The organism is Pseudomonas sp. MWU12-2037, assembly GCF_023242345.1.
Classification (GTDB): Bacteria; Pseudomonadota; Gammaproteobacteria; order Pseudomonadales; family Pseudomonadaceae; genus Aquipseudomonas; species Aquipseudomonas gingeri_D.
The window spans coordinates 267,810-293,111 of the sequence record NZ_JALLIZ010000006.1 but is presented as its reverse complement, the minus strand read 5'-3'; the positions used below and the strand labels follow the sequence as shown (position 1 = coordinate 293,111).

At 62.4% G+C, this 25,302-nt stretch carries 24 protein-coding genes; 12 read left to right on the top strand and 12 right to left on the bottom strand.

The genetic code is table 11. The annotated features are described in order from the left end of the window. Positions 1-199: 199 nt before the first annotated feature. The 4 genes from gabT (at position 200) to M5B42_RS13695 (ending at position 3,307) form a co-directional block, all read left to right on the top strand. Positions 200-1,492, top strand: a complete 1,293-nt coding sequence (gabT, locus tag M5B42_RS13710) for a 4-aminobutyrate--2-oxoglutarate transaminase (RefSeq protein WP_103497426.1) — start codon at positions 200-202, stop codon at positions 1,490-1,492. A 95-nt stretch (positions 1,493-1,587) separates the two neighbouring features. Continuing rightward, the gene (locus tag M5B42_RS13705) at positions 1,588-2,244 is read left to right on the top strand and encodes a 2-haloalkanoic acid dehalogenase (protein ID WP_248746149.1); all 657 of its coding nucleotides are present in this window, start codon (positions 1,588-1,590) and stop codon (positions 2,242-2,244) included. A 45-nt stretch (positions 2,245-2,289) separates the two neighbouring features. Then, on the top strand, positions 2,290-2,778 hold the full coding sequence (locus M5B42_RS13700; RefSeq protein WP_100943735.1) for an Lrp/AsnC family transcriptional regulator: 489 nt from the start codon (positions 2,290-2,292) through the stop codon (positions 2,776-2,778). Positions 2,779-2,854: 76 nt separating this feature from the next. After that, positions 2,855-3,307 (top strand): helix-turn-helix domain-containing protein, encoded by a 453-nt coding sequence (locus M5B42_RS13695; protein WP_103497429.1) that lies wholly within the window; start codon positions 2,855-2,857, stop codon positions 3,305-3,307. A 66-nt stretch (positions 3,308-3,373) separates the two neighbouring features. Here the strand turns inward: M5B42_RS13695 and M5B42_RS13690 are convergent, their stop codons facing one another. Next, the gene (locus M5B42_RS13690; protein ID WP_248746148.1) at positions 3,374-3,973 is read right to left on the bottom strand and encodes an NADPH-dependent F420 reductase; all 600 of its coding nucleotides are present in this window, start codon (positions 3,971-3,973) and stop codon (positions 3,374-3,376) included. A 69-nt stretch (positions 3,974-4,042) separates the two neighbouring features. Further along, positions 4,043-4,777, bottom strand: coding sequence for an SDR family oxidoreductase (locus M5B42_RS13685; protein WP_103497431.1), 735 nt, complete (start codon positions 4,775-4,777; stop codon positions 4,043-4,045). Positions 4,778-4,894: 117 nt separating this feature from the next. On the opposite strand from M5B42_RS13685, the gene M5B42_RS13680 reads away from it, so the two are divergent. Beyond that, positions 4,895-5,257 carry a helix-turn-helix domain-containing protein gene (locus M5B42_RS13680; RefSeq protein ID WP_248746147.1) on the top strand — a complete coding sequence of 121 codons (363 nt, stop codon included), beginning with the start codon at positions 4,895-4,897 and terminating at the stop codon, positions 5,255-5,257. Positions 5,258-5,329: 72 nt separating this feature from the next. Here M5B42_RS13680 and M5B42_RS13675 read toward each other — a convergent pair whose 3' ends face one another. Further along, positions 5,330-5,872, bottom strand: a complete 543-nt coding sequence (locus M5B42_RS13675) for a DinB family protein (RefSeq protein ID WP_248746146.1) — start codon at positions 5,870-5,872, stop codon at positions 5,330-5,332. Between the two features lie 222 nt (positions 5,873-6,094). Here M5B42_RS13675 and M5B42_RS13670 point away from each other — a divergent pair, with 222 nt between their 5' ends. Together M5B42_RS13670 and M5B42_RS13665 are read left to right on the top strand one after the other, a co-directional pair. Further along, positions 6,095-8,008 (top strand): PAS domain S-box protein, encoded by a 1,914-nt coding sequence (locus M5B42_RS13670; protein ID WP_248746145.1) that lies wholly within the window; start codon positions 6,095-6,097, stop codon positions 8,006-8,008. 201 nt (positions 8,009-8,209) lie between these two features. Then, positions 8,210-8,461: a DUF1652 domain-containing protein gene (locus tag M5B42_RS13665; RefSeq protein ID WP_103497282.1), complete on the top strand. Its 252-nt coding sequence runs from the start codon at positions 8,210-8,212 to the stop codon at positions 8,459-8,461. Positions 8,462-8,531: 70 nt separating this feature from the next. Here M5B42_RS13665 and M5B42_RS13660 read toward each other — a convergent pair whose 3' ends face one another. The 7 genes from M5B42_RS13660 to M5B42_RS13630 form a co-directional block, all read right to left on the bottom strand. Next, positions 8,532-9,098, bottom strand: a complete 567-nt coding sequence (locus M5B42_RS13660; protein ID WP_248746144.1) for a sarcosine oxidase — start codon at positions 9,096-9,098, stop codon at positions 8,532-8,534. A gap of 3 nt (positions 9,099-9,101) precedes the next feature. Further along, the gene (locus M5B42_RS13655) at positions 9,102-12,005 is read right to left on the bottom strand and encodes a 2Fe-2S iron-sulfur cluster-binding protein (RefSeq protein ID WP_103497284.1); all 2,904 of its coding nucleotides are present in this window, start codon (positions 12,003-12,005) and stop codon (positions 9,102-9,104) included. Next, positions 12,002-12,307 (bottom strand): sarcosine oxidase subunit delta, encoded by a 306-nt coding sequence (locus M5B42_RS13650; RefSeq protein ID WP_103497285.1) that lies wholly within the window; start codon positions 12,305-12,307, stop codon positions 12,002-12,004. The genes M5B42_RS13655 and M5B42_RS13650 overlap by 4 nt, the downstream gene beginning before the upstream one ends. Before the next feature lie 13 nt (positions 12,308-12,320). Then, on the bottom strand, positions 12,321-13,562 hold the full coding sequence (locus M5B42_RS13645; RefSeq protein WP_177098746.1) for an FAD-dependent oxidoreductase: 1,242 nt from the start codon (positions 13,560-13,562) through the stop codon (positions 12,321-12,323). Then, positions 13,544-14,449, bottom strand: coding sequence for a bifunctional methylenetetrahydrofolate dehydrogenase/methenyltetrahydrofolate cyclohydrolase FolD (gene folD, locus M5B42_RS13640; protein WP_248746143.1), 906 nt, complete (start codon positions 14,447-14,449; stop codon positions 13,544-13,546). The genes M5B42_RS13645 and folD (M5B42_RS13640) overlap by 19 nt, the downstream gene beginning before the upstream one ends. Further along, positions 14,446-15,312, bottom strand: coding sequence for a formyltetrahydrofolate deformylase (gene purU / locus M5B42_RS13635; RefSeq protein WP_152739469.1), 867 nt, complete (start codon positions 15,310-15,312; stop codon positions 14,446-14,448). Before purU ends, folD (M5B42_RS13640) begins: the two co-directional genes overlap by 4 nt. A 230-nt stretch (positions 15,313-15,542) precedes the next feature. Beyond that, the gene (locus M5B42_RS13630) at positions 15,543-16,142 is read right to left on the bottom strand and encodes a helix-turn-helix domain-containing protein (RefSeq protein WP_177098893.1); all 600 of its coding nucleotides are present in this window, start codon (positions 16,140-16,142) and stop codon (positions 15,543-15,545) included. A gap of 290 nt (positions 16,143-16,432) precedes the next feature. On the opposite strand from M5B42_RS13630, the gene glnT reads away from it, so the two are divergent. From glnT to M5B42_RS13605, 5 genes are all read left to right on the top strand, one after another. After that, on the top strand, positions 16,433-17,767 hold the full coding sequence (gene glnT / locus M5B42_RS13625) for a type III glutamate--ammonia ligase (RefSeq protein ID WP_248746142.1): 1,335 nt from the start codon (positions 16,433-16,435) through the stop codon (positions 17,765-17,767). Between the two features lie 72 nt (positions 17,768-17,839). Beyond that, positions 17,840-18,745 (top strand): glutamine amidotransferase family protein, encoded by a 906-nt coding sequence (locus M5B42_RS13620; RefSeq protein WP_248746141.1) that lies wholly within the window; start codon positions 17,840-17,842, stop codon positions 18,743-18,745. Positions 18,746-18,756: 11 nt separating this feature from the next. Then, positions 18,757-19,440, top strand: coding sequence for a protein glxC (locus M5B42_RS13615; protein ID WP_103495373.1), 684 nt, complete (start codon positions 18,757-18,759; stop codon positions 19,438-19,440). Positions 19,441-19,460: 20 nt separating this feature from the next. Beyond that, positions 19,461-20,798, top strand: coding sequence for an FMN-binding glutamate synthase family protein (locus tag M5B42_RS13610; RefSeq protein ID WP_103495374.1), 1,338 nt, complete (start codon positions 19,461-19,463; stop codon positions 20,796-20,798). A 262-nt stretch (positions 20,799-21,060) separates the two neighbouring features. Beyond that, entirely contained in the window at positions 21,061-22,386 is a 1,326-nt protein-coding gene (locus M5B42_RS13605; protein WP_248746140.1) for an ammonium transporter, read from the top strand. A 102-nt stretch (positions 22,387-22,488) separates the two neighbouring features. Here M5B42_RS13605 and folD (M5B42_RS13600) read toward each other — a convergent pair whose 3' ends face one another. Both folD (M5B42_RS13600) and M5B42_RS13595 read right to left on the bottom strand, forming a co-directional pair. Continuing rightward, positions 22,489-23,367, bottom strand: coding sequence for a bifunctional methylenetetrahydrofolate dehydrogenase/methenyltetrahydrofolate cyclohydrolase FolD (gene folD, locus M5B42_RS13600; RefSeq protein ID WP_248746139.1), 879 nt, complete (start codon positions 23,365-23,367; stop codon positions 22,489-22,491). Between the two features lie 233 nt (positions 23,368-23,600). Then, positions 23,601-25,280 (bottom strand): APC family permease, encoded by a 1,680-nt coding sequence (locus M5B42_RS13595; protein WP_248746138.1) that lies wholly within the window; start codon positions 25,278-25,280, stop codon positions 23,601-23,603. Between the last annotated feature and the right edge of the window lie 22 nt (positions 25,281-25,302).

The following is a 25,302-nucleotide window of genomic DNA, read 5'->3' as shown; positions in this document are numbered from 1 at the left end:
GTTAAACGGGTCGCGCGACGTTCTATTGGCGATGCTCCGGCAGATTCGGTGTGCTGAAGGAATCTGCCGTTTGGCAGGGTGAAAACAGTCGATCCGAATTTCTCAGGGGCCAAGTTCGGCGTAGATCGTTTCGCGCAACGCTTAACCTGAACAGCATCGCAACCATCTCCCGGTTGCCGGACTCACGATGGGAAATGCCATGAATAGCCAAGTCGACAAAACCCCTCATTTGCTCCGTCAGCGCGATCAATTCGTGCCACGTGGCCTGGTTACCGCTCACCCCTTGGTGATCGATCGCGCCCTGGGTGCCGAATTGTGGGATGTGGACGGCAAGCGCTACCTGGACTTCGTCGGCGGTATCGGTGTGCTGAATATCGGTCACAATCATCCCAAGGTGGTCGCGGCCGTGCAGGCACAATTGCAAAAGGTCTCCCACGCCTGTTTCCAGGTGGTTGCCTATCAGCCTTATCTCGATCTGGCCCAACGCCTGTGCGAAATGATCGGTGGCCAGGAGGCGTACAAAGCCGCGTTCTTCACCTCGGGCGCCGAAGCCGTGGAAAACGCGATCAAGATCGCCCGTGCCCACACCAACCGCTCGGCCGTTATCGCCTTTCGCGGGGGCTTCCACGGTCGCACCTTGCTCGGCACTACACTGACCGGCATGAGCCAGCCTTACAAGCAGAACTTCGGACCGTTCGCGCCGGAGGTGTTCCATACCCCGTACCCGAATGCCTACCGCGGTGTCAGCAGCGATATGGCGCTCAAGGCACTCGACGAGTTGTTGGCCACTCAGGTGGCAGCGGAACGGGTCGCGGCCATCATCATCGAGCCCGTGCAGGGGGACGGCGGATTCCTCTCGGCACCGGTGGAGTTTCTTCAGGCGCTGCGTGCCCTGACTGAAAAGCACGGCATCGTGTTGATCCTCGATGAAATCCAGACCGGTTTCGGCCGTACCGGCAAATGGTTCGGTTTCCAGCATGCCGGGATCCAGCCGGATCTGGTGACGGTCGCCAAGAGCCTGGCGGGTGGCTTGCCGCTATCGGGTGTGGTCGGCAAGGCGGCGATCATGGACGCCCCGTTGCCAGGCGGCCTGGGTGGCACCTACGGCGGCAACGCCTTGTCCTGCGCCGCGGCCCTGGCGGTGATCGACGCCTTTGAGCAAGAACAGTTGCTGGCCCGTGGCGAAGCACTGGGCGAGCGTTTGCGCCAGGGGCTGTTGCGTTTGCAGGCGCGTCACTGGCAAATCGGTGATGTGCGCGGTAGCGGTTTTATGCTGGCGCTCGAGCTGATCAAGGGTGACGAAGCGCGTACTCCGGACGCTGACTTGAACCAGCGGTTGATTGATGAGGCCCGGAGCGGCGGTTTGCTGGTCATAAAATGTGGTGTCTACCGCAACGTTCTGCGCTTCCTCGCCCCGTTGGTGACCACGCCAGAACAGGTCGACGAAGCGCTGCAGATTCTGGAAGGCGCATTGGCACGGGTCTTGAACTGAGCTCGTGGCTGCTCGGAGCGGTGCCGCCAGGCATCGCTCGTGAGCGTTTATGGGGCACGGATGGATGAAATGTATCACCGGAGGCTTTGCACACCATGGGGCTGACTGACTATCGGACGCTGCTCATTGATTGCGACGAGGTTCTGGTGGATCGGGATTCGGGTGTCTGGACGGCATTGCAACCGTTGCTCGACAGCCGAGGCGGTCATCCGAACAAGGAACAGGTGCTGGCCGAATACGCCGAGGTCGTGCGCACGCTCTATCCTCGGTTCGGTGAGCTAGGCTTTAGTGGCTTGCTGTGTTTTGTTCATCGCCAGCTGGCCGAGCGCTGGGGGCTGAAAGCCAGTTGGGAGGAGGGGATGAGCTTTGCCCGTTCGGTCGCCAACTGGTCACTGTTCGAAGACGCCCCCGGGGCGATGTTGTACCTGCGCAAGTTCTATCGCTTGCTGGTACGGGGTGACCGGGACACTGAGGACCGGGGGCTGCTCTGTGAGCGGTTGGGGATCATGCCCGATGATTTTATTTCATTGGCGGACGATCCTTTGCTCGATCCCGAATGGTTGAAGGTCAACGAGCTTGAAAGGGCGCACATTCTGCAGGTGACTCGACCATCGGTCAGTCTGCAGGCGACCACTGACGTGTGCCTGATCTGTCGTGGCCGGGCAAAACAAACGTCGCCCTGCGCGGCCAATTACTGCATCAACAGCATGGCGGATCTGGTGACGCAGCATCAGCTGTCTTTACGGCGCTGATTTTGCTAGAAGATTGTCTTACAAACGGCAGTCAAGAGGTAGGCAATGGAAGGTTTAGTAAAACTGGACCGGATCGACATCAGCATCTTGGTTGAGCTGCAAAAAGATGGGCGCATGACCAACGTGAGCCTGGCCGATGCGGTGGGGTTGTCGGCCAGCCCCTGCCTGCAACGGGTCAAGCGGCTGGAGTCGGCCGGGTACATTTCCAGCTACAAGGCGCACCTGAACCTGGCGAAGATCACCGATTCGGTCACGGTCTTCACCGAAGTCACCCTGAGCGACCACAAGCGCGAAGACTTTGCCAAATTCGAGTCCAATATCCGGCTGGTGGACGAAGTGCTCGAATGCCATTTGATCAGCGGTGGCTATGATTACCTGGTGCGTTTCATGACCCGCAGTATCCAGCATTACCAGGAGGTGATCGAAAGCCTGCTGGACAAGAACATCGGCATCTCCAAGTACTTCAGCTACATCGTCATCAAGTCTCCCGTGCTCAAGGACGGTGTGCCGTTGCGCAAATTGTTGCGTCACTGAATCGGAGTATGACTTATAAAAAGCAAGTGATATGCCGGAATTTACTTGCCTCATGCAAGCAATGTAAGATCCGGACATGAAAACGACCTGTAAAGAAGACATTCGGTCCCATTGCGCAGTGAACTACGGTGTGGAGATTTTCGGCGACCGATGGTCGCTCTTGATCATTCGCGACATCGTTTTTGTGGGCAAGAAGACATATGGCGAGTTCCGGAAATCGGAAGAGGGAATTGCGACCAATGTCCTGGCTTCCCGCCTCGCCTTTCTTGAGGAGCAAGGCATTCTCTCGAGGGCGCCCAGCCCCGACGACGGGCGCAAGGACTTCTACACGCTGACCGAGAAGGGCCTGGACCTCATCCCCATCGTGCTTAACATCGTCCTTTGGAGCGCGAAACACGATTCGAAGTCGTATGTGCGGCACCGCAAGGAGTTCATTGCTCGGTTGAGCCAAAGCCCACGGGAGGTGGGCGAAGAGGTGAAGGCGCTGGTCCGCAATGGGGGATGTATCTTCCCTGGGAGTACGGAATGAGAGGCTCGTTGTAGCGGCCCTTTGTTTACCAGGCAGGATCGCATCGGAATGTGCGATCCCGACTCGTCAGTCGAACTTGACCAAGTCCTTGAAAATCAAGTGACCCCAGCTATTTCCACGGGCCTGCACAAGCAATCCACCTTCCGAAAGGCCGCCCAGTTGGATCGGCGAGAAACCGAGCTGTTGCGCAAGCGCACCGATCTTCTCTGCGGCACCGTCATCGTCGCTCGCCAGGAACACGACTCTCCTGCCACCCTGTACGGCCGGATCCTGGCCAAGGACGGCAGCGCCCAAATGGTTGAAGCCCCTGACCAGTCCTGCACCCGTGAAGGCCTGCGCGACGACCCTGGAAGAAGGCTGGCCTCCCAGTTCCTCAGGGGACACGCCGTAGGCATTGGTCACATCGATGATGGTCTTGCCCTTCCAATTGGGCAGCGCCTTCGCGACAGCCGGGTGCGACTCAAAACGGACGGCCAAAAAGATGATGTCCGCCTTGACCGCTTCCGCCAGTGTTTTGGGAATGATCTGCGGTCCGATCGCGGCCGCGGCGGATGCAAAGCTTTTCGGGTCGCGGGTGCTTGCAACGGATACTTCGATGCCGCTGCGGGCAAACGCCTTGGCCAGGGCCTGGCCGATATTGCCGAAGCCGATAATTGCGTAACTCATATATTCTCCTTGGATTTACCACGCCCGACGGCGCTTCGAATAGTCGAATGACGTGCCGGGCCTGGCGCGTCAGAGTTGGGCCAGGCCGCCGTCGACGGCGACCTCGCTGGCGGTCATGAAGCTGCTGTCCGACGAGGCGAGAAAGGCGGCCGCCGCTCCGATCTCTGCTGGATCGGCCATGCGCAGAAGCGGCGTCATCGAGGCGAAAACCTTCATACCTTCCTCGCCCAACGCTTCCTTCGCGAGATCGGTCGCAGTCGCCCCGGGCGACAGCACGTTTACCCGGATACCGGTGCCCTTCAGATCCTCCGCCCAGGACCGCGCGAGGTTGCGCACTGCCGCCTTGCTCGCGCTGTAGGCGCTCATTGCCGGAGCGCCCGTGGTGCCGGCGCTCGATCCGGTCAGGATGATCGAGCCGCCCTGGCCCATCAGTGGCAGCGCCTTCTGGACCGTGAAGATCGTACCCTTCACATTGGTGTCGAAGGTTTCGTCAATGTGCTTGGCGGTGATCTCGCCGAGCCGAAGCTGGCCTCCCGCCCCGGCATTGGCGAAGACGATGTCGAGGGTTCCGCGCTCGGCCTTCACCGCGGCGTAGAGTCGGTCGAGGTCAGCCTCATCCGAGACCGAGCCCTTCACCGCCCGGGCATTGGGCCCGAGCTCAGCCACGGCGGCGTCGAGCGCTTCCTGCCGGCGGCCGAAGATGAAGACGAAGGCTCCTTCCTCGATGAAGCGTTTTGCAGCGGCGAGGCCGATGCCGGTAGCGCCGCCGGTGATTACCGCGGTCTTTCCATTCAGTCTGGTCATGACGTGCATCCTTCCTAAGCATTGTGTATGCAAGCAGGGAACCGCTTGCTTGAGGCCAAGGATGCAGTTCTGATAACCTAAGGACAAGTATGCACTTTTAGGTAAGTACCAAAAAAAATGACGACACCCTCTGAAATCTGCGACACCGGCTGTGGGCTCAATGCCACGCTGCGTATCATCTCGGGCAAGTGGAAACCGCTGGTCCTGTTTTTCCTGCGCGGCGGCCCGAAGCGCTACGGCGAGCTCAAGCGCTTGACCCAAGGCGTCAGCGACAAGGTGCTGATCCAGCAATTGAAGGATCTGGAAGCCGATCGGGTCATAACGAGGACCGACTACAAGGAGGTGCCGCCGCGCGTGGACTACTCACTGACCCCGCTCGGTCGCAGTCTGGCTGATGCGATCGTCCCGCTGTGTACCTGGGGAACCGAGAACGCGGCGCAAATGGCAAGCATCTTCGCCAAGCGCAACACTTTGCCCTAGCAGGGTGCCGAAGAACCGCTGAGTCGGACGCCCCGTCGCCTTCGTGGAAGGCAGGACGGTAGCGGGCGTCAATTATGTGGGGAATTCGTCCGGAACAAGCCCCACCAGATCCGTACTCCCGACATCGACACCTGCCTGCGACAGCAAGGTGGTCACTTGCCCACGATGATGGGTCTGGTGGTTGAAAAAATGCATGACCAGGCCATAGAAGTTCTTGTCAGCCGGTACGCCTTTCATGCTTTTGTAGTGGAGCGGATGCTCCAGGTCCGACTCTGTCAGCGAGCCCGACCACTCGACAATGATTTTATCAAGCCATGCCCGATGCACCGCAAGCTCCTGGAAACCGGGAAACAGCAACTGGTCGAGGCGCTCGGGCGTGGGCAGTTGTCGAATCGGCTCCAGGGCTAGGTATTGCGCCGGGTGCCGGGCGAATCGCTGTAGCCAGACCCTGTCCCCGGCCGCCAGATGGTTCAACGTCCCGAGAATCGAGCCGAAAAAGGCTTTCCTGTCGGCGCCCAGCTCTTCTTCGGGTAAAGTCTTGGCCGACGCATAGACCTTGGCGTTCATCCACTGGTTGTAGTCCGCCATCAGGCAGATATGTCTGGTACGGCTCACTGCGCTCATCCTTTGATCATTTGACAAGCGCCCCGCACTCATCGCCCGGCCCAGTCTAATACCATCCCCTTCTTGAAGCCCACCCAGAATGGCATATGCTGTGAGCATCAAGCCGTGCTGACCGTGGCCTGCGGCTCCAACACACGCCCAGAGCGAATCGCTGCACTATTCTCGACATGGAAGGGAGAACGCAGGTGGGTCAGCTGAGAGAGGTCGTCTATTTTGCTCCATACCGAAGCTGGACGTTTAAAGCTGTTGCACGCTCTGGAGGTGCTCGACACCGCGGCAGAGCCGGTTTTTGATCGCTTGACCCGGTTGCTGTCCGCCACGCTCGGGATGCCCATTGCGCTGATTTCGCTGATCGACAGCGACCGCCAGTGGTTCAAGTCCAGGTTCGGGTTGGACATCCGGCAGACACCCAGGGATATTTCCTTCTGCACCATTGCCATCGAGCAAGAGCATACGATGGTGGTCCAGGATGCGCTGAATGATCCGCGGTTTTCATCCAATCCGCTGGTCACCAGCGCTCCACATATTCGTTTCTATGCGGGCGCGCCGATCCGCTCCATCGAGGGCTATGCGCTGGGTACGCTCTGCGCGATAGATATCAAGGCCCGGGTTTTCACCGATGAGGCGCAGCAGATCCTGGAGGACTTTGCCGGGCTGGTCAGCCGGGAATTCCAGATGCGCGAGGCGGCGTTGCTGTCCCGTTCCCATATCACCCACTCCGCGGCGGCCTTTGCGGCCAGTGAAGCGCGCCTGAAAACCGCCTTTGCCCTGGCGCCGACGGGCATTGCGGCGGTCGCGGGCAACGGGAGCTTCCTCAGCCTCAACAGTGCGTTCTGTTCCATCGTCGGTTACGACGCCGACGAACTCATGACCCTGAGCTTCCAGGACATCACTCACCCCGACGACCTGGACAGTGACTTGAATCTGTTGCGCCAGTTGAACCGTGGCGAAATCGATCGTTATCAGCTTGAGAAAAGGTACCGGCACAAGGACGGCTCCTCGGTCTGGGTCGACCTGCATGTGGCCAAGCTGCTGTCGGTGGATGGTGACCTGGAGTACTACATCGCGACGGTCCAGAACATCCAGCGCCGCAAGGAAACCGAGGCGTCCCTGCAGGCGCTGCGGCACGGGCTGGAGCAGCGTGTCGAGGAACGTACCGCGGAGTTGCAGCGGGCCAATGAAATGCTCTCCCATACGATGCTGCAACGGCTGCAGGCCGATCGCGAGCTCAGGCAGCGTGAGGCGGAGCTGTCGGCGGTGCTGGAGCACGCCAGCGATGCCTACGTGAGTATCGATGAGGCCGGCGCCATAAGGGCCTGGAACCGCATGGCCGAGACGACCTTCGGCTGGTCCCGTGATGAAGCGCTGGGCCAGTCACTGGAAAAACTGGTCATCCCCACGGCCATGCGCGAGGCTCGCCTGACGGCGTGGCGGCAGTATCTGGCTACCGGTGATGATGAAGCGCTGCGCCAACGCCTGGAGATATCGGCGTTGCGGCGTGACGGCACGGTCTTTCCCGTCGAGGTGCGGATCAGTCCGGTCGCAATCGATGGGCACCGGTTTTTCAGTGTTTTCCTGCACGACATTACCGAACGCAAGGCCATGGCCGAGCGCCGTGAGAAAGAGGCGTTGACCGATACCCTGACCGGATTGCCAAACCGCCGCTCCTTGCTCGAATACCTGCCCAACGCAATGGCCAGGGCACGCCGGACCGGCGTTCCCCTGGGGGTGCTGTTTCTTGACCTGGATGGCTTCAAGGCGGTGAACGATACCTTTGGCCATGAAATCGGCGACCTGTTGCTGCAGGTCGTGGCCGAGAAGCTGAAGACCTGCCTGCGGGAGACGGATGCGGTGTTCCGGCTGGCGGGCGATGAATTTACCGCCGTGGTGGAGGGCCAGTTCGGGGGCACCCAGGACGCGGAGCATTTGGCGCAAAAACTGATCCAACTGATCAATGAGCCGGTGCTGATCGGGGCGGCCACCGTGCAGGTGGGGGTGAGTATCGGGATTGCGGTGTACCGGCGCGATGATCCGAGATCCGCGACACAGCTGTTGCGTGAGGCGGACAGTCGAATGTACGAAGCGAAGCAGGCGGGCAAGGGCCGCTTTGCCTCGCAGCAGCGCTGAGAGGTGCTGCCGCGAGGCCATATCGGCCATGTGTCGCGGGGGAGTGCAATTCGTCGGATGGCGCGGCAGGATGGGTGCCTGTCTGTGACAGGCATCACAGTCCCTTGAGCGATCTGCTCGCGCAGAGTCTTGCGTTTGAAAAAACCGGTCTATGCTGGTCCCGTCAAGCACTACCCGGACTGATCATCAAGGATGAACAGCATGATTCCAGAAGCAGAGCTCTGCCAGATCATTGAATCCGGCTTTCTTCCGCTGTCCTGCACCTGCACGGTGAATGCCAGCGGTGCCTTGATGATCAAGATCTTCGATCCGATTTCGGGGCGCGTGGATCTGCAGCTCAATGGCGTATCCACCAGCGGCTTCACCAGCATCCGTTCGATTGCCAATTTCATCGGCGAATTGCGCACCGAGATGAAGGCCGGGCGCAGGGCTTTTGCCGGTGGCATGAACTAGGTTCGTACCCACCACCGGCTGTCAAACGCGTCGCCCGCCGTTCACGCCAGCCTTCTGCCGAAGGCTGTTGCTAGCCCTGCACCCCGAATTCCGCCAGGGCATCGAGCAACGCCCCGCGAAAATAGCTGAGTGATGCCCGGTCGAAGAGGATATGCAAGGTCGCGACCTCGGCTACCTGGGGATTGATCACGATGACGTTGATCCGCGCCGCCGAGGTCTGCGCCACCGACCCCGGCCCGAAGGCCTGCGGACGCAGGTCGACCCCGCAGATCTTTGCCATCACCTCGGGCACCCGTTCGCCACTCAGTTGCAGCCAGGCATGGCTGTCCTGGCGTGGTAGCAAGTAGTTGGCCTGATGGTCGAGTTCCCAGCGGGCTTCTTCATCGGCGATTCGCAAGCCATGGTCCCGGGGACTGCCCAGCAGCAGGTACTCGCTGGCCGACAGGCTGATGACCTGGCTGCCATCTTCCTGGGTGACGCTACGGTTGGGTCGATCCGGCAGGCTGAAACCGCTGGCCTGTAGCGCCTGGGCGCTGTCGCGGCCGCGAAAGCCGACCCGCGGCAGGTCGGTCAAGTCGCTCAGGGTGTGGCTTGGCAAGGCAGTCACGATGGGTTCATGCGTGGCGAAAATGGACATGAGTCAAAGCCCCTGACGCAGGTTTTCGGGATCGAAGAAAGGCAGTTTCACCACGGTGGCCATGACCACGATCGCGCCTTCGACGCGGATCGGAATCTGTTGCCCCGGCTCGCTCTGGCGGGCCCCGGCATAGGCCAGGCCGATGATTCGGCCAAGGCTTGCGGAATACTCGCAGGAGGTGACGTTGCCGCTGATGTCCGCACCGTCGAGCACCAGATGGCCCTCCAGCGGTTGCGGGCTGCCCTTGGGCAGGGTGAAACCCACCAGTTTGCGCTTGAGCGGCTGGGCTTCGAGGATGTCCAGCGAGCGCCGACCGACGAAGAACGGTTTGCTGCGACTGACCGCCCAGCCCATGTCGATCTCCGCCGGATGGGTCATGCCGTCGGTGTCCTGGCTGATGATCACGTGGCCTTTTTCCAGGCGCAGCAGACGCTGGGTCTCGACGCCGAAGGGCCGGATGTCGTGGGCCTGGCCGGCACTGACCAGGGCATCCCAGAGCGCCAGGCCATGGCGGGCCGGCACGTGGATTTCATAGCCCAGCTCGCCGACGAAACCGACCCGCAGCAACCGTGCCTTGATCCCCGCGACCGTCCCCTGGCGCACCGCCAGGTACGGGAAACCGTCGGCGCTCAGGTCGAGGTCCGGGCAGAGCTGTTCCAGGACCTTGCGCGAATCGGGTCCGGCGACGTTGACCGCGCAAAGGGCGGCGGTGACGTTGGCGATGTCCACGTCCAGGCGCCACTGGGCATTCCACTTGAGCATCTGCTGGTAGATGCGGTCGACGCCGCTGGTGGTGGCGGTGACGTAGAAATGCTCCTCGGCGAAACGCGCGCAGACGCCGTCGTCGATTACCGCGCCCTGTTCGTTGGTCATCAGCGCATAACGCGAGCGGCCCACCGGTTGCTTGAGAAAGGCGAAGGTGTACATCCGGTTCAGCAACTCGGCCGCATCCGGTCCACGGATATCGAGGCCGCCAAGGGTCGAGACGTCGATCAGGCCGACCTTGCTGCGTACGTGGCGGGCTTCTTCCTGCATGCAGCGCTCGCGGTCTTCGGCCTTGCCGTAGAACGCCGGGCGTTGCCAGATGCCGGCGGGCATCATTTTCGCACCGGCCTCCAGGTGACGGCGGTGCATCGGGGTCTGCCGGTAAGGATCGAAGGCGCGGCCGGCGACGTGGGCCAGCTTTTCCGCGACAAACGGCGGTCGGGCCGTGGTGACGCCGGTTTCGCTGATATTACGCTGGGTCGAGGCCGCGACCAGGCGTGCGGTGGGCAAGGCCGAATGGCGGCCCTGGGACGGTCCCATGCCCACGGTCGAATAACGTTTGACCAGTTGCACGTCGCGGTAGCCGATTTTGGTCGCGTTGATGATATCGCGCACCTGCAGGTCCTCGTCGAAGTCGACGAAGTCCTTGCCCTTGGGGTGCGGGAAAATCGGCCAGTCGAAATTCACCGGGTTTTCCCGGGCGTAGTTCGCCCGCTCGGCGCCGACGCTCAGCCCCAGGGCCCTGGCCGCGTCGAGCCCGGCATTGGCACCGTCGGCGAGAACGTTGTCCAGGCCATGACGGCCATTGGCGGAACCGGCGACAGCGAGGTTGGCCGGCAGGCCGCTGAGGTTGAACTCGGCCTTCTGGTCGTCGTAGGCCAGCTTGCCGCCGGCCTGGCAAAGCAGCTGGTAAACAGGCATATAGCCGGCGGACATGCACAGCAGGTCGCAGTCCAGGCGCAGGCCGCTGTCGCTGACCTGGCCCTGGCCGCTGATGGTGCGCACCTCCACGCCGTTGACGTGGCGCATGCCCTTTTCGTGCAGGGCTTCATAGACCGTGCTACCGGTCAGGTGGGGGATCTTGCGTTGCTCCAGGGCGCGGGACAGGGCCGGGTCGGCGCTATTGCGCAGGTCTACCAGCGCGGCCACCTCGACCCCCTGGTCGTGCAGGTCGAGGGCGGTGTAGTAGCCGTCATCGTTGCCGGTCAACACCACCGCGCGTTTGCCCGGCTTGACCGCGTAGAGCTTCATCAGGCGTTGCGCGGCGCTGCACAGCATGACGCCGGGCAGGTCGTTGTTGCGGAAAATCACCGGCTGGTCGAACGCGCCGCTGCACACCAGGCACTGGCGGGCGCGGACCTTGTACATCCGCTTGCCCTGGATCACCGGTAGGTAATTGTCGGTGAACCAGGCATTGCAGGTGGCGTCGCTCAGCACGCGGATATTGGCGTGGCCAAGGACTGCCTCCAGCAGTTCCCGGCGCAGGTGCTCGGCACGGCTGCCGGCGATATCGAAACGCGCGTAAGCGAGGGCACCGCCGAGCACCGGTTGCTGTTCGATCAACAGCACCTGGGCCCCGCAGTTGGCGGCGGTCAAGGCCGCCTGTAACCCGGCGGGCCCGGCGCCGATCACCGCCAGGTCGGTGAACAGATAGGCCTTGTCGTAGTACTCGGGCTGGAACTTCAGGTCGAGCACGCCCAGGCCGGCTTTCTTGCGAATGATCGGCTCCCAGACTTTCCACATGCCCTTGGGTTTGTAGAACGAGCGGTAATAGAAGCCTACCGGCATGAATTTGGAGAACTTGCCGAGGTAGGCATCGCGGTCGTTATCCAGGGAACCGTTGAAATTCTGCCCCTGGACCTCAAGGCCGGCTTCCAGTGGATAAGCATCGGCCAGCACATTCGGCTCGCGAGGCAACTGCACCAGGCTGTTGGCGTCCTGGCCGGCCATGGTCAGCGGGCCACGGGGGCGGTGGTACTTGAAGGAGCGCGAGAGCAGGAAACGGCCATTGGCGAGCAGGGCGCTGGCGATGCTGTCGCCCTTGAAACCCTGGTAGGCCTTGCCGTCAAAGCTGAAGTCCAGCGGCTGGTCGCGGTCGATCAGCAAACCCATGGGGGCGGGCAGGCGGTTGAAACTGTTCATCCGGCGATCTCCCGGGACTGAGGGGCATTGAAGTCGAGCCGTGAACTGAACAGTTCCCTGGCATCGAAGGTGCGGATGATCTCGTCGCTGACGGTGTGGCGCTCGGCCAGGAACCAGTAGCTGGAAGGCGTGTGCATCCACCACTCGCGGACCACCCCGGCGCGGTTTTCGCTGTTGAAGACATAGTCCGCCCACTCGGCATCGCTGCAGGTGCCCGGGTCCGGCATCGGCTTGAACTCGCCGCCGTAGGTGAACTCACTGATATTGCGCGGCCCGTTGAGCGGGCAATTGATGATTTTCACAGTCCGCTCTCCATTAGTGGCTGGCCGCCGTGGCGCCCATTTCGTTGACTTGCTGGAAGGTGCTGAAACGTTCGAGACCGAAGGGCTTGATCAGTTCCGGCACCCGGCCGCCGCTGGCAACCAGCTCGGCCATGGTCTTGCCGCAGATCGGCGTGGCCTTGAAGCCCCAGGTGCCCCAGCCGGCGTCCAGGTAGTAATTTTCCACTGGCGACAGGCCCATGATCGGGCTGTAGTCCGGGGTCATGTCGGTGATCCCGGCCCACTGGCGCATCAGCTTGGCGTTGGCCAGGAACGGGAACATCTCGATGGCATGGGCCAGCAGGCTTTCCTTCAGGTCCAGGGTCGAACGGCTGTTGAACAGCGGGTAGGGGTCCGAGCCACCGCCGAACACCACTTCGCCGCGACTGGTCTGCTGCACATAGCAATGCAGCGCCGAGGAGCTCACCAGCGGATCGAGGAAGGGCTTGAACGGCTGGGTCACCATGGCCTGCAAGGGAAAGGTCTGGATCGGCGAACGGATCCCGGCCTTGGCCATCAACAGCGAACTGTGCCCGGCGATGGCCTGGACCACGCAGCCACACTGCACGGTGCCGCGATTGGTTTTCAGCGCGCGGATCCGGCCGTTCTCGATCACCAGGTCCTGGACCTCGGTGAGCTGATGAATCTCCACCCCGCGCTTGGCCGCTTGCTTGGCGTAGCCCCAGGCCACCGCGTCATGCCGCGCGGTGGCGCCGTCGATATGCCAGAGCCCGGCGAGCACCGGCAGATGGCCGGGGTCGAGATTGAGGCTGGGCACCAGCTCGCGAATCTGCTGGCGGTCGATCATTTCCGTGCGGCCGCCGAAGTGCTTGTTGACCTCGGCGCGCTGGCGGAACGAGCGCACCGTCGCATCGGTGTGGGCCAGGGTCAGTTGGCCGCGCTCCGAGTACATGATGTTGAAGTCGAATTCGTTGGAGAGGTTCTGGAACAGCTTCACCGACTCGGCATAGAAGCGCACGCCTTCGCTGGTGAGGTAGTTGGAGCGGATCACCGCGGTATTGCGCGCGGTGTTGCCGCCGCCCAGGTAGGCCTTCTCCAGCACGGCGATATTGTTGATGCCGTGGTAGCGTGACAGGTAGTAGGCGGTGGCCAGGCCATGGCCGCCGGCGCCGATGATCACCACGTCATAGGACGGCTTGAGCTCGCAGGGCGGCGGCAGGTCGACATCCACCGGGTATTCGGCGCTCAGTCCGTATTTCAATAGATTGAATGGCATACGGCCTCCGATTGGTTGCGTTGCGCCTGGTGTTGCTGCCGGGCGGCGATCACGGTGTTTTTCATCAGGAAGGCGATGGTCATCGGGCCGACGCCGCCGGGGACCGGGGTAATCGCCGAGACCTGGGGCAGGGCGTTGGCGAAATCGACATCGCCGACCAGGCGGCTGCCATTCCCGGTATCAATCCGATTGATCCCCACATCGATCACCACCGCTCCCGGTTTCAGCCAGCTGGCGTCGATCAGGCCGGCGCGGCCGACGGCGGCAATCACGATATCGGCCTGGCGGCACAGCGCCTGGGCATCATGGCTACGGGAGTGGAGCACGGTGACCGAGCAATCGGCCTTGAGCAGCAAAGCCGCCATGGGTTTGCCGACGATATTCGAGCGGCCGACCACCACGGCATGCTTGCCGCGCAGATCGCCGCAGGTTTGTTCCAGCAGGTGCAGGCAGCCGCTGGGAGTGCAAGGGGCGAGCACGTCGCGGCCCTGGCTCAGGCCGCCGACGTTTTCACTGTGGAAACCGTCCACGTCCTTGCGCGGGTCGATGGCTTCCAGGGCCCGCAGTTCGTCGATCTGCGCCGGCAGCGGGAGTTGCAGGAGGATGCCGTTGATCGAGGAATCGTCGTTGAGGCCCTTGATCAGGTTCAGCAACTGCTCGGTGCTGGTGTCGCCGGGCAGGCGATGCTCCTGGGAGCGAATCCCCACCTCATCGGCGCGCAGGATCTTGTTGCGCACATAGACCTGGCTGGCCGGGTCGCCGCCCACCAGGATCACTGCCAGCGCCGGTTGCACCGCCTGGGCGAGCAGCTCGCCGACTTCACGACGCACCTGTTCCAGGACCCGCGCCGAAGCGGCCTTGCCATCTATCAGTCTGGGTGTGTTCACCGGAAGATCACCGTTCTGTCCTGGTTGAGGAAAACCCGGTGCTCCAGGTGGTACTTGACCGCCTTGGACAGGGCCACGGTTTCGGTGTCGCGACCGGTCGCCACCAGGTCATCGGGGCGGTACACGTGGTCGACCCGTTGTACTTCCTGCTCGATGATCGGACCTTCGTCCAGGTCGCTGGTGACGTAGTGGGCGGTGGCGCCAATCAGTTTCACCCCGCGCTGGTAAGCCTGGTGATAGGGCTTGGCACCCTTGAAACCGGGCAGGAACGAATGGTGGATATTGATCGCCCGGCCCGAGAGCTGCCGGCACAGGTCGTCGGAGAGGATCTGCATGTAGCGCGCCAGGACCACCAGGTCGGTGCGGGTGTCGTCGATGATGGTCATCAGCTCGGCTTCCTGGCGGGCCTTGGTGTCCTGGGTCACCGGCAGGTAGATGAAGCGGATGCCTTCGCGCTCGGCCATGGGCCGCAGGTCCAGGTGATTGGAGACGATGGCGGTGATGGTCATGTCCATCTCGCCCTTGTGGTAGCGGTAGAGCAGGTCGGTCAGGCAATGGTCGAACTTGCTCACCATCAGCAGCACGCGCATGGGCTGGCGCGTATCGTGCAGCTCCCAGGCCATGTCGAAGGCCTTGGCCACGTCGGCGAAGCCGGCCTTGAGCGTCTCGATATCGGCGGGCAGGCCGTCGTTGAAGCGGAATACCGCACGCATGAAAAACTTGCCGCTGAACTCGTCGTCGAATTGCGCCATCTCCCCGATGTAGCAACCGTTGTCCGCCAGGTAAGTGGTGACGGCGGCGACGATCCCGGACACCGCCGGACAGCTGATCTTGATGATGAAATGGTTTTTGTCGTGTTGCATGACGCGTCCTCGGGAGGGTGGCGGCAGCTCATCGCAGGGCGATAAAAAACAACGGTGAAGCCAGCTTCATGGATGAAGCGTATTTTCTTATAGGGAATAAAATATTCCCAATAGCGGCTTTATAGGGGAAGTGCGCGGGGGACGTCCAGAGGTTTCTGAAAGTTTTTTAACTGGTGGGAAATATCAGGCGGCACGACAGCGTTTCTGGCCGTCGTGCGCGAGGGGCGGGTTTATTCGTTGCCGTTGCCGTAGTTCATGATCGACAGCAGGCGGATCGGCACCTGCACCAATTGCTCGGGACCGTGGGGCACTTCGCCTTCGAAGGTCAGGCTGTCACCGGCTTCCATGCGGTACAGCTGATTGCCGTGGCGGTAGATCAACTCGCCTTCGAGCAGATGCAGGAACTCGGTGCCGGGATGGGAGAAGGTCGGAAACTCCTCGCTGGCGTCATCCATGCTGACCATATACGCCTCGAAGCTCTTCTTCGGCCCGCGGGTATGGTTGAGCAGGTGGTAGGTGTGGCCTTTCTCCGTGCCCCGGCGCACCACCTCCATGCCCTGGTCGGCCTTGACCAGCAGGGCACTGCCACCTTGCTGGTCGTACTGGCTGAACAGCTTGGACATCGGCAACCCGAGCACGTCGCACAGGCGGCTCAGGGTGTCGAGGCTGGTGGACACCTGGGCGTTTTCGATCTTGCTCAACATGCCCTGGCTGATGCCGGCGATCTTCGCCACATCGGACAATTTCAGATCCTGCGCCAGGCGCTGGCGCTTGATCTGCATGCCCAGGTACTGCTCCAGCTTGAGACGCGGTTCGAGCTCGTTCGGCATATTCATCGGGACCTGCACGGTTTCTGTTCAATAATATTAGTTTCGCACTAGGAAAGTGCAAGGCGAGTCCCTGCGAGGCTCGCCAATGGGGTGTATTCCCACAGGGAAAACAATTTTCCCATATATACAGCGCAAATGCGCGGTTGCTGATGCCGCACCTCGGTATGACTGAACTTGGCAAGGGCTTTGCATTCCTGAAGAGAAATTAACTTTCTTCTGCGGAATAAAGAAGGTTGAGAGCGTCAACTCCATCCCTAGCGCTTTGCCTTTTCACGAGGAGTGAAGACCCCATGTTGCCAGCAGAAACCCAGCGCCTTATCGACAAGCACGGGATCAAGTACGTGCTTGCGCAATTTGTCGATATCCATGGCGCGGCAAAAACCAAATCGGTGCCGGTGTGCGGACTCAAGACGGTGGCGGAAGAAGGGGCCGGATTTGCCGGTTTCGCCATCTGCGGCATGGGCATGGAGCCCCACGGTCCGGACTTCATGGCCCGTGGCGATCTGTCGACCCTGACGCCGGTGCCCTGGCAGCCGGGGTATGGCCGCGTGGTCTGTGTCGGGCATGTCGACGGCCAGCCGCATCCCTATGACAGCCGCTATGTCCTGCAACAACAGGTCCAGCGCCTGCAGGACAAGGGCTGGACCCTCAACACTGGCCTGGAACCGGAGTTCAGCCTGTTCCGCCGTGACGCCGAGGGCAAGCTGCAAGCGGTCGACGCCAGCGACAACCTCGACAAGCCCTGCTACGACTACAAGGGCCTGTCGCGCTCCCGGGTGTTTCTCGAGCACCTGACCGAGTCGCTGCAAGCGGTGGATTTCGAGGTCTACCAGATCGACCACGAAGACGCCAACGGCCAGTTCGAGATCAACTACACCTACAGCGATGCCCTGACCTCGGCCGACCGCTTCACCTTCTTTCGCATGGCCGCCGGCGAGATCGCCAACGACCTGGGCATGATCTGCTCGTTCATGCCCAAGCCCGATCCGAAGCGGGCCGGCAACGGCATGCACTTTCACCTGTCGATCGCCAGCGCCGAGAACAAGAACCTGTTCCATGACGCCAGCGACCCGAGCGGCATGGGCCTGTCGAAGCTGGCCTATCACTTCGCCGCCGGCCTGCTCGCCCATGGCCCGGCGCTGTGTGCCTTCGCCGCGCCGACGGTGAACTCCTACAAGCGCCTGGTGGTGGGTAACTCCCTGTCCGGCGCGACCTGGGCCCCGGCCTTTATCGCCTTCGGCGCCAACAACCGCTCGGCGATGGTCCGCGTGCCTTACGGACGCCTCGAATTCCGCCTGCCGGATGCCGGCTGCAACCCCTACCTGGTCAGCGCCGCGATCATCGCCGCGGGCCTGGACGGCATCGACCGGCAACTGGAAGTCGAGCATGTCTGCAACGAAAACCTCTACAGCCTGAGCCTGGAGCAGATCGCCGCCCGGGGCATCAAGACCTTGCCGCAATCGCTCAAGGAAGCCACCGACGCCCTCGAAGCCGACCCGCTGTTCGCCGAGGTCATGGGCCCGCAAATCGTCGGTGAGTTCATCAAGCTCAAGCGCATGGAGTGGGTGGAATACAGCCGCCATGTCTCCGACTGGGAAATCCAGCGCTACACCGAATTCTTCTGACCGACCGCTTCAACAACCATCCGGGCGGTCGGGGTCAAACCGGGCGCCCTGTGTCTTCGAGGGAGACTTGATATGTGTGGGATCGTAGGGCTTTACCTGAAAAATCCGCAGCTGGAAGCCCGGCTCGGCCAGTTGTTCGAGCCGATGTTGCTGGCCATGACCGACCGTGGCCCGGACAGCGCCGGCTTTGCCATCTACGGTGATGAAGTGGCCGACGGCTGGCTCAAACTGACCTTGCAGGCGACCACTGAGGGTTTCGACTGGCAACCACTGATGGCCGAGCTGGAAGGGCGCCTGGGCTGCTCCCTGGACTGGTTTCAGAACGCCAGTGCCGTGGTGCTGAAAATCCAGGCCACTGAAGCCCCGGTACGGGCGCTGCTCAATGAGCTGGCGCCGTCGGTGCGGATCATGAGCGCCGGACAGAGCATCGAAATCCTCAAGGGCATGGGCCTGCCGCTGGAGATTTCCCAGCGTTTCGGCCTGTCCGGCATGCAGGGCAGCCACATTATCGGGCATACCCGCATGGCCACCGAAAGCGCGGTGACCCTGGAAGGCAGTCACCCGTTCTCCACTGGCGCGGACCTGTGCCTGGTGCACAACGGCTCGCTGTCCAACCACTTCCGTCTGCGCCAGGAACTCAAGCGCGAAGGCATTCATTTCGAGACCGACAACGACACCGAAGTGGCCGCCGGTTACCTGACCTGGCGCCTGCAACAGGGCGACTCGCTGAAGCAGGCGCTGGACCATTCACTGCGCGACCTCGATGGCTTCTTCACCTTCGCCATCGGCACCCGCAACGGCTTTGCGGTGATCCGCGACCCGGTGGCCTGCAAGCCGGCGATCATCGCCGAAACCGACGACTACGTGGCCATGGCCTCGGAATACCAGGCCCTGTCGAGCCTGCCGGGTATCGAACACGCCAAGGTCTGGGAGCCGGCACCGGCCACCCTGTACCTCTGGGAACGCGAATCAGCTTAAGGAGTGCCTGCATGAAAACCATCGATCTTTCCACGGCCTCGGTGCGCGACCTCAACCAGGCGCTGCATGACCAGGTCCATCAGCTAGAAGACCGTGAATGGGTGGTCACTCATTCCAACGGCAAGCACAACCTCGCGGTGGGGGTGAACCAGGCGGTGTCCATCGATATCCAGGGCCATGCCGGTTACTACTGCGCGGGCATGAACCAGAAGGCGAGCATCACCGTGCACGGCAATGCCGGTGTCGGTGTGGCGGAAAACATGATGTCCGGCATGGTCCGGATCAAGGGTAGCGCCTCCCAGGCGGCCGGAGCCACGGCCCATGGCGGTCTGCTGGTGATCGAGGGTGATGCCGGGGCCCGTTGCGGGATCTCGATGAAGGGCATTGATATCGTGGTCGGCGGCAGCATCGGCCATATGAGCTGCTTCATGGGCCAGGCCGGACGCCTGGTGGTGTGTGGCGATGCCGGCGATGCCCTGGGCGATTCGCTCTACGAAACCCGTATCTATGTCAAAGGCAGCGTGCAGTCCCTGGGGTCGGATTGTGTCGAGAAAGAGATGCGCGCCGAGCACCTGGAAGAGTTGCAGGAACTGCTCAACCGCGCCGGTTTCGACGAGTCCCCCGCCAGCTTCAAGCGCTATGGCTCGGCCCGTCAGTTGTACAACTTCAAAGTCGATAACGCGTCCGCGTACTGATCCGCGCGAGGAGAACTGCCATGAGCGACCCTGTTAACCCAAAAGCCGCTACTCCGGTGCTGCGTGAATCCGCCACCTTCGACCGCCTGACCATCCAGGAAATCCAGCGTGCCGCCGAGACCGGTATCTATGACATCCGGGGTGGTGGCACCAAGCGCAAGCTGCCGCACTTCGATGACTTGCTGCTGCTCGGTGCCAGCGTCTCGCGCTACCCGCTGGAAGGCTACCGGGAGAAGTGCGGGACCGATGTGATTCTCGGCAACCGCTTCGCCAAGAAGCCGATCCACCTGAAGATTCCGGTGACCATCGCCGGCATGAGCTTCGGCGCGCTGTCGGCCAATGCCAAGGAAGCCCTCGGCCGTGGCGCGACCATTGCCGGCACCAGCACCACCACCGGTGACGGCGGCATGACCCCGGAAGAGCGCGGGCAATCGCAGCACCTGGTCTATCAATACCTGCCGTCGCGTTATGGCATGAACCCGGATGATCTGCGCAAGGCCGACGCCATCGAGATCGTCCTGGGGCAGGGCGCCAAGCCGGGCGGTGGCGGCATGCTGCTGGGGATGAAAGTCACCGAGCGCGTAGCGGGCATGCGCACGCTGCCGATCGGCGTCGACCAGCGCAGCGCCTGTCGGCACCCGGACTGGACCGGCCCGGACGACCTGGCGATCAAGATTGCCGAGTTGCGGGAAATCACCGATTGGGAAAAACCAATCTACGTGAAGATCGGTGCCAGCCGGCCGTATTACGACGTCAAGCTGGCGGTCAAGGCCGGGGCCGATGTGATTGTGCTCGATGGCATGCAGGGCGGCACGGCGGCGACCCAGGAAGTGTTTATCGAACATGTGGGGATTCCGATCCTGCCGGCGATTCCCCAGGCGGTCCAGGCGTTGCAGGAGATGGGCATGCATCGCAAGGTGCAGTTGATCGTCTCGGGCGGGATTCGCAACGGCGCCGATGTGGCCAAGGCCATGGCACTGGGGGCCGATGCGGTGGCGATCGGCACGGCGGCATTGATTGCCCTGGGTGACAACCACCCGCGCCTGGACGAGGAATTGAAGAAGATCGGCTCGGCGGCCGGCTTTTACGATGACTGGCAGAACGGTCGTGACCCGGCGGGGATCACCACCCAGGACCCGGAGCTGTCCAAGCGCCTCGATCCGGTGGAAGGCGGCCGGCGCCTGGCCAACTACCTGCGGGTGCTGGTGCTGGAGGCGCAGACCATGGCGCGGGCCTGTGGCAAGTCGCACCTGCATAACCTCGATCCCGAGGACCTGGTGGCCTTGACCGTGGAATCGGCGGCCATGGCCCGGGTGCCGCTGGCCGGCACGTCGTGGATTCCGGGTTCGGGCTACTGAACCAAGACTCCAATGGAATCTTGAACACGCCGAAAAACCTGTAGGAGCCAGCTTGCTGGCGATAGCGGCCGCTCAGACGATGCAAGGCTCACCGGCCTCATCGCCAGCAAGCTGGCTCCTGCAGAGAGCGTGCTCAGCCGTGACGGGCCCTGACAGGGACGGCGGTATTTGCACGTTCATCATTCGAAGAGGCCTCAAGGCCCGTCCACTCTCACATTGCTCGCTGCCAGACATCCCCATTCTTTTTGCAGGAGCTTCAATAATGGTCAATCGTCTACCTGGCAAATCCCTTTTACTGCTGCTGGCCCTCGGTGCGATAGCACCCGTGGCTCAAGCAGCCGACACCCCGACCCTCAATACCGGCAGCACCGCCTGGATGATCACCGCGGCGGTGCTGGTGCTGTTCATGTGCCTGCCGGGCCTGGCACTGTTCTACGGCGGCCTGGTCCGGGCAAAAAACATGCTCTCGCTGTTCACCCAGTGCTTCGGTGTCGCTGGTCTGGTCGGCGTGTTGTGGGTGATCTACGGCTACAGCATGGTGGTCGACACCACCGGCATGATCGACGGCCAGGTGACCTTCAACAGCTTTGTCGGTGGCCTGAGCCGGGCCTTCCTGGCCGGAATGAAACCCGACAGCCTGGTGGGGGATATCCCGGAAGGGGTGTTCGTGACCTTCCAGATGACCTTCGCCATCATCACCCCGGCGCTGATTGCCGGGGCCTTTGCCGAGCGCATGAAGTTCTCGGCGGCGCTGCTGTTCATGGCGGTCTGGTTCACCCTGGTCTACGCGCCGGTGGCGCATATGGTCTGGGGCGGGTCCGGGGCCCTGATGCACAACTGGGGCGTGCTCGACTTTGCCGGCGGCACCGCCGTGCATATCAATGCCGGCGTCGCCGCCCTGGCCGCGTGCCTGATCCTCGGCAAGCGCAAGGGTTATCAGAACGAGCCGATGCCGGCGCACAACCTGAGCCTGACCATGGCTGGCGCGGCGATGCTCTGGGTCGGCTGGTTCGGTTTCAATATCGGTTCCGGCGGCGGTCTCAACGGGCTCTCGGGCATCGTCATGCTCAATACCCAGTTGGGCGCCTGTGCCGGTATTCTCGGCTGGATGTTCACCGAGTGGTTCAAGGTCGGCAAACCCAGTGCCCTGGGCCTGGCCAGCGGTGCCTTGGCCGGTTTGGTGGGGATCACCCCGGCCTGCGCCTATGTCGGCGTCGGCGGTGCCCTGGCCATCGGCTTGTTGTGCGGGGTGTTCTGCTACCTGAGTGTGACCGTGCTGAAACGACGTTTCGGCTATGACGACAGCCTCGATGTCTTCGGACTGCATGGCATCGGCGGCATGATCGGCGCGGTGCTGACCGGGGTGTTCTGCGTGCCGTCGATGGGCGGCCTGGTGGAGGGCGTGACCCTGGGCGGGCAGGTCCTGGCGCAGATCAAGGGGGTGGCGCTGACCACGGCCTACTGCTTTGTCGTCAGTTGGGTGATTCTCAAGGTGATCAAGGTGTTGATCGGCTTGCGCGCCAATGAGTCGGTGGAAGAGATGGGGCTGGACCTGGCCGAGCACAATGAGCGCGCTTACAACCATTGAGCCTGGACCCGGTGTGCCGGCCGGTGAAACGGTGTAACGGCTGACATCGCATCGCCGGCAAGCCGGCGATGGCGTCTGCGAGGACAGCACAACCGCCAGCGTCTACCGGGATTGCTGCAACTGTGTGGCAATCACGGTGTTCTTCATCAGATAGGCAATGGTCATCGGCCCGACCCCACCCGGTACCGGGGTGATCGCGCTGGCCACCAGGCGGGCGCTGGCATAGTCGACATCCCCTACCAGTCGGCTGCCGGTCTCGGTTTCAATCCGGTTGATACCCACATCGATCACCACCGCACCCGGCTTGAGCCAACTGGCATCGATCAACTGCGGGCGCCCGACAGCGGCCACCACAATATCCGCCAGCCGGCACAACGCCGGGGCATCGACACTGCGCGAGTGCACCACGCTGACCGAACAATCGGCCTGCAACAGCAAGGTCGCCATCGGCTTGCCGACGATATTCGAACGACCGATCACCACCGCGTGCTTGCCGCTCAGATCGCCGCAGGTTTCCTGCAGCAAGCGCATGCAGCCACTGGGGGTGCAGGGTGTCAGCACTTCGGCGCCGTGAACCAGGCCGCCGACGTTTTCCCGGTGAAAGCCGTCGACATCCTTGAGCGGGTCGATGGCCTGGATCACGGCATTTTCTTCGATATGCGCGGGTAACGGCAGTTGCACCAGGATGCCGTTCACTGTCGGATCGGCATTCAGTTCGCCAATCAGTTGCAGCAGCTCGGCCTGGCCGGTGCTTGCGGGCAGGCGATGTTCCAGCGAGCAGATGCCGACTTCTTCGGCGCGCAGCAATTTATTGCGCACATAGACTTGGCTGGCCGGGTCGTCGCCCACCAGGACCACGGCCAGTGCGGGGAAGATGGCTTGCCGGGCCAGATTCGCGACTTCGTCGCGGACTTCATTGAGCACCTGGGCGGCGATTGCCTTGCCGTCGATGTCACGGGCCGGTGCAAGGGAAGAATTCATCGAATGCGTCACCATGGTCTGGATAGGAAAAAGAGTGGGGCCAGGCGCCTTCGCCCCAATGGGGGACTTGAAGACACCGCCAAACCTGTAGGAGCCAGCTTGCTGGCGATAGCGGCCGATCAGGCGATGCAAGGCTCACTGGCCCCATCGCCAGCAAGCCGGCTCCTACAGGGATCGGGTTCAGCCTGGGCGGCTGGTAGCGCCAGCCAGGTCATTGGGGTTCTTCAGGTCGGTCAGGCCACCAGCCGGTGGCAGAAATATACCACCAGCACGCCGGCGAGCAGTGTGACATAAGGCAGCATACCCGCGCGCTTGAGTCCGGCATCGGCCTGGATATGCAGGTCGGTCAGCATCGCTTCCGGGAAACGGCCCTTGTCCTGCCAGTAATGGCGCACGACAAACACCGGAATGATCAGCAGCGCCAGTAACAGGCCGGTGAACAGCGTACTGGCGCCCCAGATATCCGCGCCCATTCCCATGCACGCTAGGTTGACGAAGCTCAGCACCCCGCCGGCCGCCAGCAACAGGGTCGGTGCCTTGTACGGACGGGCCCAGTCCGGGCGGTCCAGGCGGTGGATCCAGCCGGCGTTGAGGTTGAGGAAGTTGAAGATGATGTAGCTGACATTCGACGCCGCGAGGACGAACACATAGTCGGACATCAGCAACAGCAGCATATTGAACGTCAGGTCGGTCCACATCGCCGCCGTCGGCGCGCCGTGTTCGTTGGTCCACCCCAGGTACCTGGGCAACCAGCCGTCCACCGAGGCCTGGTACAGGGTGCGCGAAGAGCCGGACATCGAGGTCATGATCGCCAGCAGCGTGGCCAGTATCAGCATGATCAGCACGATATTGGCCACCAGCTTGCCGCCGCCGATGCTATCGGCCATGACCTGGCCGACGCCCATGCCGCTGTAGATCGCTGGCGACAGCAAGCCGCTGTAGACGGCGGGAGTGACCACCGCGCCGCTGGCATCGAGCACCGCCGGCGTCACCAGTTGACCGAGCCCGAGGCTGCCCTGGAAAGCCAGCGGCACCAGGGTGAACACCAGGATGCAGAGCAGGCCCGCGTAGAAGATCGCCTTGAAGGTGTCGCGCTTGGGGTCCTTGAATTCCCGTGTATAGCACACGGCGGTCTCGAAGCCGTAGGTCGACCAGGCGGCCATGAACAGGCCGCCGGCCATCAGCGACCAGCCGGAAATATCCCAGGGCCCGTCGATCACCTGTCCGGCGGCGTCGTGGGCCAGGGGGAACAACGGCAGGAAGTTGACCCGCGCCGCGTCGCCGGTAAGCAGCGGCACCACACCTACCAGCAGCAGCGGAATCAGCGAAGTGGCGCCCAGCACCAGGGTCAGTCGCGCCGAACGCAGGATGCCGCCGTGCTGCACGGCGAACACTCCCAGCAGGATCAGCAGGCCAATACCGAAGGTGGCGTTGATGCGCAGCGACAGGCCGCTCTTGACCCAGCCCAGGTCAAGCAGGGTGAACTGCCAGGTGTTGATCAGCGCATCCGCCGGAAACAGCGCGGTGAGGATATAGCCGGCGGCCAGTCCCGAACCGATGGCCAGCACCGGCGACCAGGCCAGCCAGTTGCACCACACCGACACCGGGGCGATCAGCTTGCTGTAGCGGACCCAGGCGATGGCGCCGTAGACCGAGGCGCCGCCGGACTTGTGCGGAAACAGCCCGGCGATTTCGGCATAGGTGAAGGCCTGGATAAAGCCGAACAGGATCGACACGATCCAGACGATCCAGGCCGGTTTGCCCACGGTGGCGGCAATCGCGCCAATGGAGAACAGCACCAGCGCGGGCACGCCGCTGGCGACCCAGAAGGCGCCGCGCCAATCGATCTTGCGGTGCAGGCTGCCGACCGCGGCGGTGGCCGGCGGTACGGTCTCGAACGTCGTCGCTTCCATCGTTGTATTCCCATGTCTGAGT